This is a genomic window from Eubacterium ruminantium (assembly GCF_900167085.1).
GTDB classification, from domain to species: Bacteria; Bacillota; Clostridia; order Lachnospirales; family Lachnospiraceae; genus Eubacterium_Q; species Eubacterium_Q ruminantium.
Genome location: NZ_FUXA01000004.1, coordinates 240,943 through 259,303 on the forward strand (window position 1 = coordinate 240,943; position 18,361 = coordinate 259,303).

Annotated in this window: 15 protein-coding genes; 13 read left to right on the forward strand and 2 right to left on the reverse strand. The window is 38.7% G+C overall.

Annotation, left to right across the window (positions count from 1 at the left end; translation table 11 throughout):
• The 9 genes from feoB (at position 1) to spoVG (ending at position 9,668) form a co-directional block, all read left to right on the forward strand.
• Positions 1-2,406: a ferrous iron transport protein B gene (feoB, locus tag B5D25_RS02485; RefSeq protein ID WP_078786164.1), complete on the forward strand. Its 2,406-nt coding sequence runs from the start codon at positions 1-3 to the stop codon at positions 2,404-2,406.
• A 13-nt stretch (positions 2,407-2,419) separates the two neighbouring features.
• Positions 2,420-2,632, forward strand: a complete 213-nt coding sequence (locus B5D25_RS02490) for a FeoB-associated Cys-rich membrane protein (RefSeq protein WP_078786165.1) — start codon at positions 2,420-2,422, stop codon at positions 2,630-2,632.
• 304 nt (positions 2,633-2,936) lie between these two features.
• Positions 2,937-4,112, forward strand: coding sequence for a GGDEF domain-containing protein (locus B5D25_RS02495; protein ID WP_078786166.1), 1,176 nt, complete (start codon positions 2,937-2,939; stop codon positions 4,110-4,112).
• A 31-nt stretch (positions 4,113-4,143) separates the two neighbouring features.
• Positions 4,144-4,626, forward strand: a complete 483-nt coding sequence (locus B5D25_RS02500; RefSeq protein WP_423230075.1) for a nucleoside deaminase — start codon at positions 4,144-4,146, stop codon at positions 4,624-4,626.
• Between the two features lie 220 nt (positions 4,627-4,846).
• Positions 4,847-5,443, forward strand: coding sequence for a TetR/AcrR family transcriptional regulator (locus tag B5D25_RS02505; RefSeq protein WP_159444056.1), 597 nt, complete (start codon positions 4,847-4,849; stop codon positions 5,441-5,443).
• Positions 5,444-6,150: 707 nt separating this feature from the next.
• Positions 6,151-6,741, forward strand: coding sequence for a TetR/AcrR family transcriptional regulator (locus B5D25_RS02510; protein WP_078786168.1), 591 nt, complete (start codon positions 6,151-6,153; stop codon positions 6,739-6,741).
• 210 nt (positions 6,742-6,951) lie between these two features.
• Positions 6,952-8,220: a glucose-1-phosphate adenylyltransferase gene (locus B5D25_RS02515; RefSeq protein WP_078786169.1), complete on the forward strand. Its 1,269-nt coding sequence runs from the start codon at positions 6,952-6,954 to the stop codon at positions 8,218-8,220.
• A gap of 2 nt (positions 8,221-8,222) precedes the next feature.
• Positions 8,223-9,347 (forward strand): glucose-1-phosphate adenylyltransferase subunit GlgD, encoded by a 1,125-nt coding sequence (glgD, locus tag B5D25_RS02520; protein ID WP_078786170.1) that lies wholly within the window; start codon positions 8,223-8,225, stop codon positions 9,345-9,347.
• Between the two features lie 48 nt (positions 9,348-9,395).
• Positions 9,396-9,668, forward strand: a complete 273-nt coding sequence (spoVG, locus tag B5D25_RS02525) for a septation regulator SpoVG (protein WP_078786171.1) — start codon at positions 9,396-9,398, stop codon at positions 9,666-9,668.
• An 85-nt stretch (positions 9,669-9,753) separates the two neighbouring features.
• Here the strand turns inward: spoVG and B5D25_RS02530 are convergent, their stop codons facing one another.
• A complete protein-coding gene (locus B5D25_RS02530) occupies positions 9,754-10,689 on the reverse strand; it encodes a DHH family phosphoesterase (protein ID WP_078786172.1) in 936 nt (311 codons plus the stop codon).
• Between the two features lie 185 nt (positions 10,690-10,874).
• Here B5D25_RS02530 and B5D25_RS02535 point away from each other — a divergent pair, with 185 nt between their 5' ends.
• The 4 genes from B5D25_RS02535 to B5D25_RS02550 all read left to right on the forward strand — a co-directional run bounded on the left by B5D25_RS02535 (position 10,875) and on the right by B5D25_RS02550 (position 16,944).
• Positions 10,875-11,633: a sugar phosphate nucleotidyltransferase gene (locus B5D25_RS02535; RefSeq protein WP_078786173.1), complete on the forward strand. Its 759-nt coding sequence runs from the start codon at positions 10,875-10,877 to the stop codon at positions 11,631-11,633.
• A gap of 71 nt (positions 11,634-11,704) precedes the next feature.
• Positions 11,705-12,262, forward strand: coding sequence for an aminoacyl-tRNA hydrolase (gene pth, locus B5D25_RS02540; RefSeq protein WP_078786174.1), 558 nt, complete (start codon positions 11,705-11,707; stop codon positions 12,260-12,262).
• A gap of 40 nt (positions 12,263-12,302) precedes the next feature.
• Positions 12,303-15,851 (forward strand): transcription-repair coupling factor, encoded by a 3,549-nt coding sequence (mfd, locus tag B5D25_RS02545; protein ID WP_078786175.1) that lies wholly within the window; start codon positions 12,303-12,305, stop codon positions 15,849-15,851.
• 31 nt (positions 15,852-15,882) lie between these two features.
• Positions 15,883-16,944 carry a peptidylprolyl isomerase gene (locus B5D25_RS02550; RefSeq protein WP_078786176.1) on the forward strand — a complete coding sequence of 354 codons (1,062 nt, stop codon included), beginning with the start codon at positions 15,883-15,885 and terminating at the stop codon, positions 16,942-16,944.
• A 67-nt stretch (positions 16,945-17,011) separates the two neighbouring features.
• Here B5D25_RS02550 and mgtE read toward each other — a convergent pair whose 3' ends face one another.
• Positions 17,012-18,361 (reverse strand): magnesium transporter, encoded by a 1,350-nt coding sequence (gene mgtE / locus B5D25_RS02555; protein ID WP_078786177.1) that lies wholly within the window; start codon positions 18,359-18,361, stop codon positions 17,012-17,014.

Below are 18,361 nucleotides of genomic sequence, written 5' to 3' on the forward strand. Positions count from 1 at the left end.
ATGAGTATACGTATTGCACTTGCGGGTAATCCTAACTGCGGAAAAACCACGCTTTTTAACGCTCTTACAGGATCAAATCAGTTCGTTGGTAACTGGCCGGGAGTTACAGTTGAGAAAAAAGAAGGAAAATTAAAGAAACACAGCGATGTAACAATCACTGATTTACCTGGTATTTATTCGCTGTCGCCATATACTTTGGAAGAAGTTGTGGCAAGAAATTATCTTATAAATGAACGTCCTGATGCAATTTTAAATATTGTTGACGGAACAAATCTTGAGAGAAACCTTTATCTTACAACCCAGGTTACAGAACTTGGAATACCGGTTGTAGTTGCGGTAAATATGATGGATATCGTTAAGAAGAACGGTGACCAGATCAATATTTCCGAATTATCACGTCGTTTGGGATGTAAGGTAGTTGATATATCAGCTTTAAAGGGTGACGGAATCACAGAAGCTGCTGAAGAAGCTATAAAAGCTGCAAAGAATGGAAAGACTATTCCTCAGCATACATTTTCAGGACCTGTTGAACATGCGATAGCTCATATCGAAGAGGCTATTTTACATGATATGCCTGAAGAGCAGCAGAGATGGTATGCAATTAAGATCTTTGAGAGAGATGATAAGGTTCTTGAAAAGTTAAATATTCCTGCAGACAAAATGACTCATATTGAAAATGACATTAAAGCTGCAGAGAAAGAACTTGATGATGACTCAGAAAGTATCATCACAAATGAAAGATATATTTATATCGCTGAAGTTATAAAGTCATGTTATAAGAAGAAAAATGTCGGATCCAAGTCAACATCCGATAAGATAGATAAGATCGTAACAAACCGCTTCCTCGGTCTTCCGATATTTGCGCTTGTAATGTTCCTTGTGTACTGGATTGCAATGGTTGCAGTGGGAACACCGGCTACAGATTGGGTAAATGATAACCTCTTCGGAGATGGTTTCCACCTCTTCGGTAAGGATGGCGGTTACGAAGAAATTGCTGAACGTTACGGCGAAGCATCAGCTATTGTTGATGGATATGATGCATATGTAGAAGAAAATGGAGTTGCTCCTGAAGGTGACTTTATCTACACCATAGAAGATGAAGAGACACTTGAAGTCAGCGAAATAACAGCAACCAAGGAAGAATATGCAGAAGCTGTTAAAACTCTTGAAGAGATAGGTGAGGAACCGGATCCTGCTGATTACGGAACATGGGTTCCAAGTATACCTGCTCTTGTTGAAAAAGGTCTTGATTCTGCGCATGCTGCAGGATGGCTGAAGGGACTTATTCTCGATGGTATAGTTGCAGGTGTTGGTGCGGTACTTGGTTTCGTTCCTCAGATGCTTGTACTTTTCCTTCTTCTTGCTTTCCTGGAAGCTTGCGGATATATGTCAAGAATAGCATTTATCCTTGATAGAATATTCAGAAAGTTCGGCTTATCAGGAAAATCATTTATACCTATGCTTGTTGGTGTAGGATGCGGTGTTCCGGGAATCATGGCAAGCCGTACTATTGAAAATGAACGTGACAGACGAATGACTATAATGACAACAACATTCATACCTTGCGGTGCAAAGCTTCCATTCATTGCAATGATCGCCGGTGCACTCTTTAGCGGTTCTGCGTGGGTATCAACATCTGCATACTTTATCGGTATGGCTGCTATAGTCATTTCAGGTATCATGCTTAAGAAGACAAAAATGTTTGCAGGTGATCCGGCTCCATTCGTTATGGAACTTCCGGCTTACCATATGCCAACACTCGGAAATGTACTTAGATCGATGTGGGAAAGAGGATGGTCTTTCATTAAGAAGGCAGGAACCATCATCCTTCTTTCAACAATTGTTGTATGGTTCACATCAAGATTCGGATTTGTTGAAGGCTCCTTCCGTATGCTTGAAGAGGAGGAACTAAAATTCTCTATTCTTGCCAAAATCGGAAATGCTATCGCTTGGGTATTTGCTCCTCTTGGATGGGGCAATTGGCAGGCAACAGTTGCTTCTTTCACAGGACTTGTTGCAAAGGAAAATATTGTAGGAACAATGGGTATTCTTTACGGTGGCGGAGATCTGACAACATGGCAGGCTCTTGCTGCAGCATTTACAGGAGTTACAGGATTCTCATTCCTTGTATTTAACCTTTTATGTGCACCTTGCTTTGCAGCAATCGGAGCTATAAAGAGAGAAATGAATAATGCAAAATGGACATGGTTTGCTATTCTTTACCAGTGCGGATTTGCTTATGCAGTTGCTCTTATGATCACACAGTTTGGAAATGCATTTACAGGTAAAGCTGATGCAATTGGACTTGCATTTGCGGTTGCAGTACTCGGAGCAATCATTTATATGCTGTTCATAAAGGGATATAAGGAAGCAAATAAGCTGGAAAAGGTTGGCGCTTTCAGATAAAGAGGTAATTAAAATGGTTGGATGGATAACAGATAATCTTGGAACATTGTTGATATCGATGCTGCTTATACTTATGGTTGTGGGAATAATCATTTCGATGATTAATGATAAGAAGCAGGGCAAATCAAGCTGCGGCGGTAACTGCGCTAATTGCAGGTTATGTACGGCCTGCAAAACTGTGAATAAAAACGGTAAAGGTATCAGGAAGAATTCCGGACATATCTAAGATTCCATCCGGGTTCTTATGAATATAATATTGTAGCAAAATAGGGCTATAGCGGCTGTATGATTTAATTGATCTGCAGCCGCTTTTTTATCTATACCGGTAAATAGTTGATTTTGATAACTAGCCGCCGCACACTTGTGACTTTAGTTGTATGAGGTTTCACATTTTCTCATTTTACACAGAGAGGGTCAAAGCAGTGGTTTTACAGAAAAAATAATGTTAATTTAGCATTTTATTTGAGATAATTTTTTGTTAAAATAAAATTGATTACTGATATATTGGGTTACTATGGAGGGGGTATCATATGTCAGATTATTTCTTGTACTATTCAACCATAAATGTCGTGGGTGCGATTACTTTCGGCATTATGTTCTTACATGACAAGTTCAGCATAGACAGACAGGAAAAACAGTTAAAGTACGATCATGCTCTTTTGGCATACATTTCGTATTTTCTTATTGATGCTATATGGGTTGGCATGGACTCCAGATTATTTCCGTTTAATGAAACATTTGTAATTGCGATAGACCTGGCGCTTTTCATTGCAATGACGGCCATTACTTATATGTGGCTTAGATTTGTTATGGCTTATGAACAAGTCGGCAACAGAAATAAGCTTTCGATGCGTATCAAACTTATTATGCCGCTGATATGTTCTACCATCATTTTGATAATTACATATATTATCGATCCGGCTCTTTTCATTGATGAAGATTACAAGACAACAGGAATATATGACATCTTTCTTGTATGCATTCCTTGCCTTTATATCGCGGCAGTGATTGTTTATACGATGAGAATGGCAGTGAAAGAAAGTAGCAGATCCGAAAGACAAAAGCATATGTTTATAGGTTTATTTCCGATAATGGTTGTTGCGGGAGGACTTATTCAGATGCTGCTCATTCCGAGGCTTCCGATTTACTGTTTCAGTAGTACGATCCTTATGATCATATTTTATATTCAGTCAATGGAAGCGCGTATTTCAACCGATCCGCTTACTCTGCTCTGTAACAGGGGACAGCTGGAAAGATATATTTCTCAGGAGAATAATCTGAGAATTGAAGGCAGGAAGAACTATGTTCTCATGATAGATGTAAATGATTTTAAGATCATCAACGATACCTACGGTCATGCAGAGGGAGACAGTGCTTTGGTTATCGTTTCCAGATCTCTTATAAGAGGCGTAGAGAAGATGGGAATTCCAACATTTATCGGTCGTTACGGCGGAGATGAATTTATCATGATCACTCATCCTTATTCTTTTGAAGATGTGAAAATGATGATAGCCATAATTCGTGAGGAAATAAGAAATTCATGCAGAGTACTTAGTAAACCGTATCTGATATCTATAGGTGTAGGATGTGACGAACTTCTTGATCCGCCGGATACATTTGTTCAGTGTCAGGAGAGAGCAGACGAGAAGCTCTATGACGATAAAAAACATCTTAAAGACACCGGAAAGAGTACCAAGATTGGGTGAGATGAAATACCGGGATTCGAAGGGGATATTTATGAATGAATCAATGATATCAGCTAAAAATGAATATATGAAAGAAGCTATAAAAGAGGCTTATCAGGGAATAGAGCAGAAACATGGCGGACCATTCGGAGCAGTTATTGTTAAAGACGGGAAGATTGTAGGGCGCGGTCATAATAGCGTTCTCATTAAAAATGATCCAACATGTCATGGAGAGATTGAGGCTATCAGAAATGCATGCAGCAATCTTAAAACATATGATCTTTCGGGATGCGAATTATATACAACAGGCGAGCCGTGCCCTATGTGTCTTTATGCGAGTCTTTGGGCAAAGATAGATAAGGTTTATTATGGCTGCACCATTGCAGATAATTCTATGATCGGTTTTAGAGATGAAGAAATGGATAAGCTTGGAACAGGCAGAGAACAGTTGGGGGATTTTTTAGAATGTATTGACAGAGATGCATGCCTTGACCTTTTTCATTATTATAAAGAAATGGAACATACGATATATTAGTTTATAATATACATTTCTTATGTTTTTTTATTGACACATATCAATATCAGGTTATATCATATTCTTTATGTGCCGGGTCATAAAAAGGTAATTTTTATCCGGCGGTTTCAGTTTCTAACTTGAAATATCCGGTTAAAAACTGAATTCAGGGGGGCGAAATAAAATATGCAAGGGAATAAGATTATTGCATAATAAATGTGTTTATATGAAAGGATTTAACATGCAGGCGAATAATACAAAGGAAAGACTGCTTCTTTCCGCATTGGAGTTGGTTTCTGAAAAAGGCAGCGCTGCTACAAGTGTTGATGAGATTGCTGAAAAGATTGGGATGAAAGGTCCTGTTATTTATAAATATTTTAAAGGTAAAGAGGCTCTGTTACATGAACTTTTTGATATGACTTCAACATATTATAAAAATAATATGACTATGCATAATAAAGAAAGTATTGTACTTAAGAGTGGTCAGGAATTAAAAGAATTCAGCTTAAAGCTGATCAACTTTACCATAAGTGATGATATTGTCATTAAACTCAGAAAAGTAACAATGCTTGAGCAGTATAACAGTGACGAAAATCGAAAAAAGATGACTGAGTATCAGTTCTATAATATTATCAGACAGTTCACAGGTATATTCAAATCAATGATGGAAGCAGGTGCTATAAAGGAAGTCGATCCGGAAGTCCTTGCCCTTGAATATACAGCACCGATAACGATTCTTATTCAGTTGTGCGATAGAGAACCGGAGCTTAAAGATGATATTATTAAAAAGATAGAAACACACATTGATTTCTTCATCAGTAATTACTGTACTAAATAATCAATCTTATATGGCTTATCGGCCATATAAATATCCTTTTTTTTGACTTAGAAACTCTGCGGGAGTTGAATAAATCAAATAAAAAACGTATCGAATTTTGGCTATATTTTTCCGGGATAAATGTTGACTTTTTTATAACGCGCGTTATAATGTCAATATAACGAACGTTATAAAAGCAATGAGATATTTGCGTTGTTTGTGGGCATCGTATTTCATTGCATCGCTAAAATCGGTAGTTTTTCATAGTATTACAATACATGCTTTGGCAGTGACACTTCTGTAGTCACTGCCAAATCTATTTTACGGAATCTTATAAAAATTCTTATTAAAAATCTCCATTTATACATATTTCACAAATATATTTGTACATTTAATTTATGAAGAAATTGTTGACAAAATACATGTAATATTATATCACTATATTAATAGTTAGTGCTCGTTAACGTTAACGGGTATATGGGTCAAATTTGGACTAAGATTAGTGAGGTATTGTATTGCAAAGGGTTTTGGCAACGGTGGAAAACATCGTTGCCAAAATTTCTTTTATTTATTCTTTTTTTGTGTTATTGTGTTTGTATGAAAAAATATGCTGAATTTTGTCGAAATTCAGAAATTTATTTCGTGAGGGTTATTTGCGGAGGTGGCTCCGTTTTGTATTTCTATTTATTAAGCATGAAAAATTATGAAAAACTACAAAGAGGAAATTTATGGAAGAGAATAACAAAAGACAAGCTATTCTTAAGGCTGCCCTTGATCTGTTTGCTCAAAAAGGTTATAACTCAACCAGTATTGATGCAATAGGTGATGCAGTTGGCATCAAAGGGCCTAATATCTATAAGTATTTCAAGAATAAAGAAGATATTTTTCTATCGCTGAAAGATTCGATAGAAGCTTTATATTTGACCAAAATGAAGGAAAATTCCAAGGCTAAGGTGAGTAGCGGCAAGGATTTAAAAGAATTCAGCATTAACCAGCTGCTATTTACAATGGACAATAATCTGATCAAGAAGATGAGGCGTATGGGGGCCGTAGAACAGTTCAGAAATGAAGAGCATAAAACTATGTCTACCCAGTATCAGTATGTCAAAATCAAGACAATGTTCACGGAAATTTTCAAGAGTATGATAGAAGATGGGATCATGGTAAATGAAGATCCTGAGATTCTTGCGCTCGCATATATGTCACCTACTTCTGTTCTTATCCAGGTTTATGACAGAGATCCTAAGAGAAGAGAGGAAGTTATTAAGTTAAGTGAAGCTCATTTTGATCTATTTATAAAGACATATTGTTTGAAATAAAGTTAATAAAGGTTAAAAAATATCAATAATGCACAAGTAATTTTATGCATTACATTGAAATATTATTCGTAAAGTTGCGAAGACTTTAATTAGTGCACAAATCCTACCAAAATAAACGAACTTTTTTCGTAAAAATGTATAAAAAGTTGTTTAATTTTTATAGCTGCAATGCTATAATGTATATATATTCTAGCTTAAAGGGGTGACACTATGATCAAAAAGGAAATGATAGCAATGCTTCTTGCCGGGGGACAGGGAAGTCGTCTCGGAGTTCTTACCTCGAAGCTTGCTAAACCGGCGGTCGCATTTGGGGGCAAATACAAGATCATCGATTTTCCACTTAGCAATTGTATAAATTCCGGTGTTGATACAGTTGGAGTTCTGACGCAGTACAGACCACTCAGACTTAATCAGCATATTGGGATAGGTATGCCATGGGATTTGGATAGAAATCTTGGCGGTGTGACTGTACTCCCTCCTTACGAGAAGAGTACTAACAGTCAGTGGTACACCGGAACCGCAAATGCCATTTATCAGAATCTTGAGTATATGGAGTATTACAATCCGGATTATGTACTCATCCTTTCGGGTGATCATATTTACAAAATGGATTATGAAGTAATGCTGGATTTTCACAAGAGTTCTAAGGCTGATGTAACTATTGCAACTTATCAGGTGCCTATGGAGGAAGCTAGCAGATTCGGTGTTGTTATCACCGATGAAAATGGGGTTATTCAGGAGTTTGAGGAGAAGCCTGAACATCCAAGAAGCAACAAAGCTTCTATGGGAATTTATATTTTCAGCTGGCCTGTCCTTAGGGATGCACTTATTGAGATGAAGGATGTACCTTCTTGTGACTTCGGAAAACATGTTATACCGCATGTTCACGAACAGGGCAAAAAAATATGTGCATACGATTATAAGGGTTATTGGAAGGATGTAGGAACACTCGGTTCTTACTGGGAAGCCAATATGGAACTTGTTGACATTATTCCGGAATTCAATCTTTATGAAGAGTTCTGGAGAATTTATACAAAGAGTGACACACTTCCACCGCAGTATATTGCTGAGGGAAGTAAGGTCATTAAGAGTATTGTGGGCGAAGGAACGGAGATACATGGTATAGTAGAAAATTCCGTTATAGGCTCAGGCGTAACTATTGGTAAAGACGCTGTAATCCGCAATTCCATCATCATGAACGGTGCGGAAATTGGGGACAATGCAGTTGTTGATAAAGCCATTCTTGCAGAAGGTGTAAGAATAGGCGAAAATGCGGAACTTGGTGTCGGAGAAGAACTTCCGAATGAATTTGCTCCGCATATCTATTCATTTGGCCTTGTAACTATTGGTGAGAATTCAGTAATTCCTGCAAATGTCAAGATCGGTAAGAATACCGCAATATCAGGTGTTACTGTTCCGGAAGAATATCCGGATGGAATTCTTAAGAGCGGTTCTAGTATTATAAAGGCAGGTGAGTGATAATGAGAGCCATTGGTATTATATTAGCAGGTGGAAATAGCAGCAGAATGGGTGATCTCTCAGCAAAGAGAGCGATTGCAGCAATGCCTATAGCAGGCAGCTACAGAGCTATCGATTTTTCACTCTCAAATATGTCGAATTCACATATTCAGAAGGTTGCTGTATTTACACAGTACAATTCAAGATCTCTTAATGAGCATCTTAATTCTTCTAAATGGTGGGATTTCGGTAGAAAACAGGGTGGACTTTATATAATCACTCCTACCATAACAGCTACGAACAGCTATTGGTATCAGGGTACAGCTGATGCATTATATCAGAATATTAATTTCCTTAAAGATGCCCATGAACCATACGTAGTTATAGCATCCGGCGACGGTGTTTATAAACTCGATTACAATAAGGTTCTTGAGGAGCATATAGCAAAGGGAGCTGATATAACAGTTGTTACAAAGGATTTAAAACCTGATGAAGATGACATAAGTAGATTCGGTGTACTTAAATGTGATGAGGACGGCAAGGTGATTGACTTCGAAGAGAAGCCGCTTGTAGCTGAAACTAACACAGCATCGATCGGTGTATATGTTATCAGAAGACGTCAACTGATCGAACTTCTTGAGGCATGTGCCCAGGAAGGCAGAACGGATTTCGTTAAAGATATAATCGTTAGATATAAGAGTGTGAAGAAAATCTATGCATATAGACTTGGCACTTATTGGAGAAATATCGGTTCAATTGATTCTTATTACAGAACCAATATGGATTTCCTGAAGAAGGAAGTAAGAGATTATTTCTTCAGAACACAGCCGGATGTATATACAAAGGTAGAAGATCTTCCACCGGCAAAATTTAACGGAGAGGCAGTTGTTTCAAACAGCCTTGCATCAAGTGGTTGTATCATCAACGGAACTGTTGAGAATTCGCTTCTGTTCAAAAAGGTTTACGTAGGCAACAATACTGTAATCAAAAATTCTATAATTCTTAATGATGTACATATCGGAGATAATTGCTACATTGAGAACTGTATAGTAGAGAGCAGAGATACGATCAGGGCAAACACAGTTCATACCGGAGAAGTGGGTAATCCGAAAATTATCATAGAAAAGAGCTTTAGGTATACTGTTTAGAAATGCATAAATATAAAAGGGGTTATAAGCTCAAAGGAGGGTGTAGTAATGGAGATTACGGACGTAAGAGTAAGGAAAATTGATAAAGAGGGCAAGATGAAAGCTGTTGTTTCAATAACAATAGATGATGAATTTGTAATTCATGACATCAAAGTTATTGACGGAGAGAAGGGGCTTTTCATTGCAATGCCTAGTAGAAAATCTACGGATGGCGAGTATAGAGATATCGCTCATCCTATCAATTCTGACACAAGAAGCAGAGTTCAGGATATCATACTTAAAAAGTATGCAGAAACTGAAGCTGAAGCAGCGGAAGAGTAATTCGCTGAACTAAAAAAAGAAGCATATATCTTCTGTTTAAACGGAGGATATGTGCTTCTTTTTTTGTTTAATCTAAATCGTTACATTAAACGGCAATTTTACCGTTGAGTTTATCGATGATGATCGGAAGTTCTGCATCCACAGTGTCATTATCAAGCTGGCAGGTACCTGCATTTTTATGACCGCCGCCTCCGTAAGAGAGGCATAATGCACCGATATCAAAATTTGAATTTCGATTAACAATGGATTTACCAATCATGACTGCTGTATTCTGCTTCTTGAATCCCCATGCAACATGCACAGATATTTCAACTTCAGGATACATCGCATAGACCATGAAACGGTTACCTGTGTATATAACTTCCTGATCTCTGAGATCGATAACGGCAACCTTGTCATGAATCTTTGTTATCTCTTTAAGCTGAGCCTTGAAAAGTTCCTGCTGTTCGAAGTACATTTCTGTACGTTCCTTGACATCCGGGAGTTCAAGTACATCTTTGATGCTGTGATCAACACAGTAATCAATAAGCTCCATCATGAGATTGTAATTGGAAATTCTGAAATTATGGAAGCGGCCAAGACCGGTTCTCGCATCCATAAGAAAGTTCATAAGTACCCAGTCGGTAGGGTTGAGAATCTCTTCCTTGGTGAAATCAGCGCTGTCGCCTTTATCAACAGCTGTCATGATCTCATCGGAAACTCGTGTGAAAACCTTAGCACCGCCGTAGTAATCATAAACAACTCGTGCAGCGGATTTTGCATTTCCGTCAATGATATAGCGTCCTTCATAAGCGTCGACTTTATTTCTGATAAGCTCACTTTCGTGATGATCGAATGCAAGTCCGACTCTCGGATCAAATGGAAGGTTGGTTGTGATATCATTTTCGGATATGTCTATCTTGCCATCCTGAACATCCTTCGGATGGACGAATTTAATCTCTTCAATAAGATCAAGCTCCTTAAGGAGCATCGCACACACTAACCCATCGAAATCGCTTCTTGTAACAAGTCTTTTCTTCATGATATGCCTCCTCTCTTTATATGTAACCCCATGTAAATATTATATCGAATCTGAGGGGATTATACAATGATATTTTCATCCGCGCTCGTTGACTTTGAACCCTTATATTGTTAGAATTAGTAAGGTTAAACAGGCACAATAAACCGAGTTATATGGGCGGTTAAAATACAGGAGGGGTATTGAAAATGGATAACAATTTAAAGGTAATAATTCTTGCGGCAGGAAAAGGTACCAGAATGAAATCGGACTTGCCAAAGGTTGTGCATAAATGCATGGGAAGCTCAATGGTTCATCACGTTATTGAAGCTTCAAAGAAAGCCGGAGCCGGTGCAATCTGTGCGATAGTCGGTTATAAGGCTGATGAAGTGAAAAATGTGATCAAGGCTGAAAATGCTGCAGATATAGAAAATGGAATCATTTCATTTGCGCTTCAGGAAGAGCAGCTCGGAACAGGGCATGCAGTTAAATGCGCAGGTGATTTTATAAAGGGTAAAGGAAATGTCATCGTTCTTTGCGGAGACACACCTCTTATCACAGGCGAAACACTAAAGAAGCTTTATGAGAAGCATGTTGAAGAGGGAAATGGAGTTACAGTTCTCTCGGCTATATTTGATGATCCTTCAGGATACGGACGTATCATCAGAGATGAGTCAGGTGCATTTCTTGCGATCACAGAGGATAAGGATTGTACAGAGGAGCAGAAGAAGATTCAGGAGATCAATTCCGGAATGTATATCTTCGATGAGGAGATGCTTTATAAGGCTCTTGACGAGATTAAAAATGATAATGCTCAGGGCGAATATTATCTTCCTGATGCCATCGAGATCATTAGAGGTTACGGAAAAAAGGTCAATGCATTTGCAACAGGAAGCAAGGAAGAAATACTTGGAGTAAATACAGTCGAGCAGCTTAAGAACGCAGAAAAGATTTATGCATCAAGATAGATTTTATGGGGAAATTAGCTTAGCTGTGTGAGCGGTAGGGATTATAATACTGAAAAGTCAGAGGATATAAAATGAAAGTTATAGCAGGTCTTGGGAATCCAACCAAAAAATATGAAGGAACAAGGCATAATATGGGATTTTCTGCGATATATCAGATCGCAGACAGATATAATATCAAGATGAATATCCTTAATCACAAAGCTTTGATCGGAACAGGTATCATTGCAGGTGAAAAGGTTATGCTGGTGATGCCGCAGACATTTATGAATCTCAGTGGTGAGTCCATTGGTGAAATTTTGAGATATTATAAGCTTACACCGGAAGATCTTATTGTTTTATATGATGATATAGATCTCGATATCGGTAAGCTTCGTATACGCGCAAAGGGAAGCGCCGGCGGACATAACGGCATCAAGAATATCATTGCTCACATCGGAACGACAGAATTTGACAGAGTGAGAATAGGCGTTGGACATAAGCCGGAGGGACGCGACCTTGCAGATTATGTTCTCAGCAGATTCAGTAGCGAGGAACTTCCGGTAGTAAGGGATTCGGTAAGTAAGGCGGCAGACGCTATAGAAGTTATCATTACAACAGGCATTGACGCTGCGATGAATAAGTTCAACTAAGCATATTTATTTCATAAGAGATTTATAAGGAGAAAATGAAATGGAAGCTGTAAGAGCAGTCTTCAGAAAAGCTGATGAATTTAATATTATAGATAAAGCTGTGAAGAAAGAAGAGTATCCGCTTCACATCTGGGGACTTACACGTGCAGCGATACCGCTTCTCGTTGAAGAGATTAAAGGTGATCAGAAGGTTTCCCTTATTGTTACTTACGACGATGCAAGAGCGGACAAGTTATATAATGACTTCAGGCTTTACAATAAAAATGTATTTATCTATCCTGCGAAGGATGCCCTTTTCTATTATGCTGATGTGCACGGAAATACAACCGTCAGAAAGCGTCTTGAGATCATAAGACGTCTCAGCGAGGGTAAAGACACTGTGGTTATCACAACTGTCGACGGACTTATGGATAAGATTCCAAGAATGGATGATATTACAGGCGGTGAGATAAAACTTAAAGCTACAGAAGAAGTTGATATAGAGGAACTTAAGAAAAAGCTTGTAAATCTTGGATATGAAAATGCAGCCCTTGTTGAGTCGGAGGGTGAGTTCTGCGTACGCGGAGGCATTATTGATATATTTCCTCTTACAGAAGATACTCCTTATCGTATAGAGCTTTTTGGCGATGAGATCGATTCCATAAGAAGGTTCGATCCTGAGACTCAGCGTTCGGTTGAAGAAGTTGAAGAATTCTGTATTTATCCTGCAAGTGAGTTTGTTATGTCTGAAGGTAGAGTTGCCAGAGGACTTAGACGTATCCAGGATGATTATGAGAAGGAAGCGGCGGCATTTAAGAAGACCTTCCATACTGAACAATATGCAAGACTTACAAAGGCTGTTGAGGCCATCAGAGAAGAGATAGAAGAATTCAATTCAACCACAGGACTTGATAGTCTTGTGAATTATTTCTATGATGAAACGGTTTCATTTTTATCTTATTTTTCCAAGCAGACAGCTGTATTTGTGGATGAGCCTGACAAGGTGGAGGAGAGAGCGAGGGTCTATGCCACTGAGATAGCTATGTCCATGGAAGCCAGACTTTCAGGTGGATATATACTCAGCAAACAGGCGGACATCCTTTATGATGACAAAATGGTACTTGGCATGCTTGCGGACAGAAAGACATTTACGGTTTCGGAAATTTATGCCGAAAGCAAGATGATCAAATCCGCAAAAACACTGAATTTTGAAGCCAGAAGTATCAGTTCATACGAAAATAACTTTAATTTCCTTAAAGATGATATAAAAAAATGGAGAGGCGAAAATTACTGCGTAATTATTGTTTCACCTTCAGGTACCAGAGGTAAGAGACTTGCAGACAATCTTTCAAGAGAAGAGATACCTGCATTTTTCTCTCAGGACACAGGAAGAAGACTTCAGGCGAGAGAAGTAATGGTAACCAAGGGAAACCTTGACGAAGGCTATGAAATAAGAAGTGCCGGCCTTGTTGTTATCAGCGAAAGTGAAATTTTCAGTAACAATAAAGTACGCAAGAAGAAACATTTGCCTAAATTCAAGGGAGAACATATAAATGCGCTGGATGAGATCAGTGTTGGTGACTATGTTGTACATGAGAGACACGGTATCGGAATCTATAAGGGCATTGAAAAAGTTCAGACCGACGGACGTTTAAAAGATTATATAAATATAGATTATGCAGATGGCGGTAAACTTTTCATCCCGGTTGAGCAGCTTTCGATGATAGGAAAGTATGCAAATAAAGACTCTGCCAAGCCGAAGCTCAATAAGCTTGGTAGTGATAAATGGGAAAAGACGAGAAGTACTGTCAGACAGCATGTTGAGACTATTGCTCAGGAGCTTGTGGATCTTTACGCACTGAGAAGTGCAAAAAAAGGTCATATCTATCCGCCTGATTCGGTATGGCAGACAGAATTTGAGGAATTATTCCCTTATGAGGAAACTCCTGATCAGATGAAAGCAATAGAAGAAACCAAGAGTGATATGGAAAGTGACAAGATCATGGACCGTCTCATTTGCGGAGATGTTGGATTCGGAAAGACGGAAGTTGCGATACGTGCTGCATTTAAGGCGGTTCAGGACAATAGACAGGTTGCATATCTGGTGCCTACAACCATACTTGCCCAGCAGCATTTTGAAACATTTGCGGAAAGAATGAAGAATTATCCCGTAAATATAAGCATGCTTTCAAGATTCTGTACTCCGAAAGAAGTTAAAGCTACTCTTAAAGGTATCAAGGAAGGAAGTATCGATATTGTTATTGGAACCCACAGACTTCTTTCGTCGGACATCGCATTCAATAACCTTGGCCTTCTTATCATAGATGAGGAGCAGCGTTTTGGAGTTAAGCATAAGGAAAAGATCAAGCAGCTTAAGACAAATGTTGATGTTCTTACTCTTACAGCAACTCCTATACCAAGAACTCTTCACATGAGTCTTATAGGTCTTCGTGACATGAGCCTTCTTTCGGAAGCGCCGGTTGATAGACGTGCTATCCAGACTTATGTAATGGAATATGATAAGGAATTCGTCAAAGAAGCAATCGGACGAGAACTTGCAAGAGGCGGACAGGTTTACTACGTTTATAACCGCGTTGACAATATTGAGCATATTACTTCGGAACTTCGAAGCATATTGCCGGATGCAAGGATAGAGTTCGCTCACGGAAAGATGCGCGAGCGAGAGCTTGAAACCATCATGCATGGTTTTATAAATAAAGACATAGATGTTCTCGTTTCAACAACCATAATAGAGACCGGTCTGGATATTCCGAATGTAAATACTATCATTATCCATGACGCTGATAATTTCGGACTTTCACAGCTTTATCAGTTAAGAGGACGAGTAGGAAGATCCAGCAGAAATGCTTATGCATTCCTTATGTATAAGAGAGATAAGGTAATTAAAGAGGTTGCAGAGAAGAGACTTAAGGCGATAAAGGAATTTACCGATCTTGGATCGGGATATAAGATTTCGGTTAAGGATCTTGAGATACGAGGCGCCGGAAATCTTCTGGGAATGGATCAGTCGGGACATATGGAATCCGTTGGTTACGACCTTTATGTAAAAATGCTTAATGAGGCGATTCGTCGCAAGAAGGGCGATATTACAGAGGAAGATTTCGATACCTCGATCGATCTTCCGGTAGATGCTTATATTCCGGATGATTATGTCAAAGTATCATTCCTTAAGCTGGAACTTTACAAGAGAATCTCGAGAGTTACAGATAGCGAAGATACCGACAATATCAGAGAAGAAGCGAGAGACAGGTTCGGAGATCCACCGAAACCATTTGAAAGACTTCTTAGGATTGCGCTTCTCAAGACCGCGGCACATAAGGCCGGAATGGTTGAAATCAGATTCAGAGATGATGAAGTGCAGTATCTTATCAAAAATGATACTCCTGTTGATGTGGAAAGCATTCCGAAATTCATCAGAAGATATAAGAGAATGGGCAAGACTGTACGTCTTATAACAGGCAAGGTTTCAGGACTCGGAATACGTGAGTCAAAGCTTATCCAGGATGAGCTTATCGAAAATGCAGAAAAGGCTATTGCAGATATTTACGATTCACTTATAATAAAAGAAGCGGAACCTGAAGAAGAATGATCATTTATAGGTTTAATATAAAGGCAGAAAAATGATATTTAACAGAGAAAGAGAAACGAATAAATTTTTATTCAAAAGAATTCCTTTAATCCTTGTTATGATATTTACGTTTGCATCCTTAAGTGGTTGTGGCAGTAAGAAGGATGAGGAAAAGAAGGATACGGTTTTTGTATTTGCGGGAAATCCTATATCCAAAGGTGAGGTTTATATCTACGCTCAGACCATTATAGAGGATTATGAAGCGACCTATGGTAAGGATGTCTGGAATATGCAGGTAACTGTTTCGGACGGAACTGAAATGAATATGGAAGAAGCAACCCGAAGAGATATTATCGATGCAATCGTTAGAGTAAAGGTTCTTTCATCCATGGCAAAGAATAAAGGCATAGAGCTTGACGATAATGAAAAGGCTGCCGAGATCAACAAAGCAGACATTTTCTTCAACAGGCTTACTGATGAACAGATAGACAGAATGGAACTTACAGAAAGCCTTGTTCAGAATGTCTTCTGTGAAAATCTTCTTGCAAATAAGGTTTATACAGCCATTGTGAAGGAAGCGGGCATAGAGATGTCTGATGAGGATGCCAGGGTTACCACATTTTATGATATGTTCTTCTCTTATTATACAGAGAATATAAATGGTGAGATTTTCGAGATTAATGATGAGAAGAAGAGCGAACAGTTAGAAAAAGCTGATCAGGCATATGCGACTCTTACAAATCCTTCAAGTGAGGATGGAGTTGATATCGAAGGGCTTTCGACATTTTATAAGCTTAAGAATTCCGGTTACTATACTCTTACTCCAAAGGAGATAAAGGCTGAGTATGGTGAGAAGATATATGATATTCTGTATGAACTTGAGGATGGTTCTTACAGCGTCGTAGTCGAGACAGAGTATGGTTATCATATCTTCTATATGAAATATAAAACAGACCAGGAAGCAACTGCTGAGCGTAAGGCAAAGCTTGTTGCAGAAGCTGAGGAAAGGTATTTTGCTTCCAAGCTTCCACAGTGGATAGCTGACCTTGATAAGGGATACAGTTACACCGGATCTGTTAACTTTGATGTTTATAAACAGATATCATTCAGATAAAAATACGCTACACTTTTGTGTAGCGTATTTTTTATACACATGTTATTGCAACGTGTTTTCAACGTGATCATAGATGAAGTGCGAATGATGCAATCTGAAAATAAATGAAAAGTGAGATGGCATCAACGATGGTTGTGATGAATGGGCTGGCCATAACTGCCGGGTCAAATCCGATTCTCTTGGCGAGGATAGGAAGTGAACAACCAACGAACTTTGCTATGATAACTGTAAGTACAAGAGTTAAACATACAACAAGTGCAATGGTAAGTGACACCTTATCGAATAAAAGGAGCTTTACGAAGTTCGCAACAGCAAGTGTTGAACCGCACATTAAAGCAACTAATAACTCTTTACTTTGTATTTTGAAAATGTCTTTATATTTTATCTCATCAAGTGAAAGACCACGGATGATGGAAACTGACGCCTGGCTACCTGCATTTCCGCCTGTATCCATTATCATAGGGATATAAGCTGTCAGGATGACATAGGCACCTAGGGCGGCTTCATATCGGTTGATGATCGCTCCGGTAAATGTCGCTGAGATCATGAGGAGAAGAAGCCATGGGATTCTTTTCTTGTATGTCTCAAATGGAGTCGTCTTGATATATGGCTTATCGGTAGGTGTGATAGCGGCCATCATTTCGATATCTTCTGTAGCCTCTTCTGTGATGACATCAATAACGTCGTCGATAGTTATGATACCAACAAGGCGCTTTTCATTGTCAACAACAGGGATGGCAAGGAAGTTATACTTATCGAATGAACGAGCAACATTTTCCTGGTCTTCAGTAGTATTAACGAAAATGATATTCGTGATCATTATATCTTTGATCTTTTCCTCATAATTTGAAAGGAGCAGATCCTTAACTGTTACGATTCCGAGAAGTTCTTTCTTCGGGTTAGTAACGTAACAAGTATAAATAGTTTCCTTATCAACACCGACATTTCTGATACGCGTAAATGCCTGTTGAACAGTCATGTCTTCTTCGAGTCGTACATACTCGGTTGTCATGATACTTCCGGCGCTGTCTTCCGGATACTTAAGGATTTCATTGATCTCCTTACGTGTAACAGGGTCCGTATTCTTGAGAATACGTTTAACAACACTGGCCGGCATTTCTTCAATCATGTCGACGGTATCATCCATGAAAAGATTGTCGATGATATAACGGAGCTCCTTATCAGAGAAAGCTTTGATAAGTTCCTCCTGGATGTCCGAATCAAAGTAAGAAAATGCATCAGCAGCCAGCTCTTTTGGAAGAATACGGAAAGCTATTGAAAGCTTTTCTATATTCAGGTCAGAAAGACAGGCAGCTATATCGGCTTCATTCTGTTCGCTGAGCATTTGTCTTAATTCATGAAGTTTCTTGTCATCTATAAGTTGTTCGATCTGGTCTTTGATAAGTTTTTCGTTCAT

Coding starts and splice junctions, on each gene's coding strand:
- B5D25_RS02535 (WP_078786173.1), top strand. CDS start 10,875: ATGGATAACAATTTAAAGGTAATAATTCTTGCGGCAGGAAAAGGTACC.
- feoB (WP_078786164.1), top strand. CDS start 1: ATGAGTATACGTATTGCACTTGCGGGTAATCCTAACTGCGGAAAAACC.
- mgtE (WP_078786177.1), bottom strand. CDS start 18,361: ATGAACGAAAAACTTATCAAAGACCAGATCGAACAACTTATAGATGAC.
- glgD (WP_078786170.1), top strand. CDS start 8,223: ATGAGAGCCATTGGTATTATATTAGCAGGTGGAAATAGCAGCAGAATG.
- B5D25_RS02490 (WP_078786165.1), top strand. CDS start 2,420: ATGGTTGGATGGATAACAGATAATCTTGGAACATTGTTGATATCGATG.
- spoVG (WP_078786171.1), top strand. CDS start 9,396: ATGGAGATTACGGACGTAAGAGTAAGGAAAATTGATAAAGAGGGCAAG.
- B5D25_RS02530 (WP_078786172.1), bottom strand. CDS start 10,689: ATGAAGAAAAGACTTGTTACAAGAAGCGATTTCGATGGGTTAGTGTGT.
- mfd (WP_078786175.1), top strand. CDS start 12,303: ATGGAAGCTGTAAGAGCAGTCTTCAGAAAAGCTGATGAATTTAATATT.
- B5D25_RS02550 (WP_078786176.1), top strand. CDS start 15,883: ATGATATTTAACAGAGAAAGAGAAACGAATAAATTTTTATTCAAAAGA.
- B5D25_RS02510 (WP_078786168.1), top strand. CDS start 6,151: ATGGAAGAGAATAACAAAAGACAAGCTATTCTTAAGGCTGCCCTTGAT.
- B5D25_RS02505 (WP_159444056.1), top strand. CDS start 4,847: ATGCAGGCGAATAATACAAAGGAAAGACTGCTTCTTTCCGCATTGGAG.
- pth (WP_078786174.1), top strand. CDS start 11,705: ATGAAAGTTATAGCAGGTCTTGGGAATCCAACCAAAAAATATGAAGGA.
- B5D25_RS02500 (WP_423230075.1), top strand. CDS start 4,144: ATGAATGAATCAATGATATCAGCTAAAAATGAATATATGAAAGAAGCT.
- B5D25_RS02515 (WP_078786169.1), top strand. CDS start 6,952: ATGATCAAAAAGGAAATGATAGCAATGCTTCTTGCCGGGGGACAGGGA.
- B5D25_RS02495 (WP_078786166.1), top strand. CDS start 2,937: ATGTCAGATTATTTCTTGTACTATTCAACCATAAATGTCGTGGGTGCG.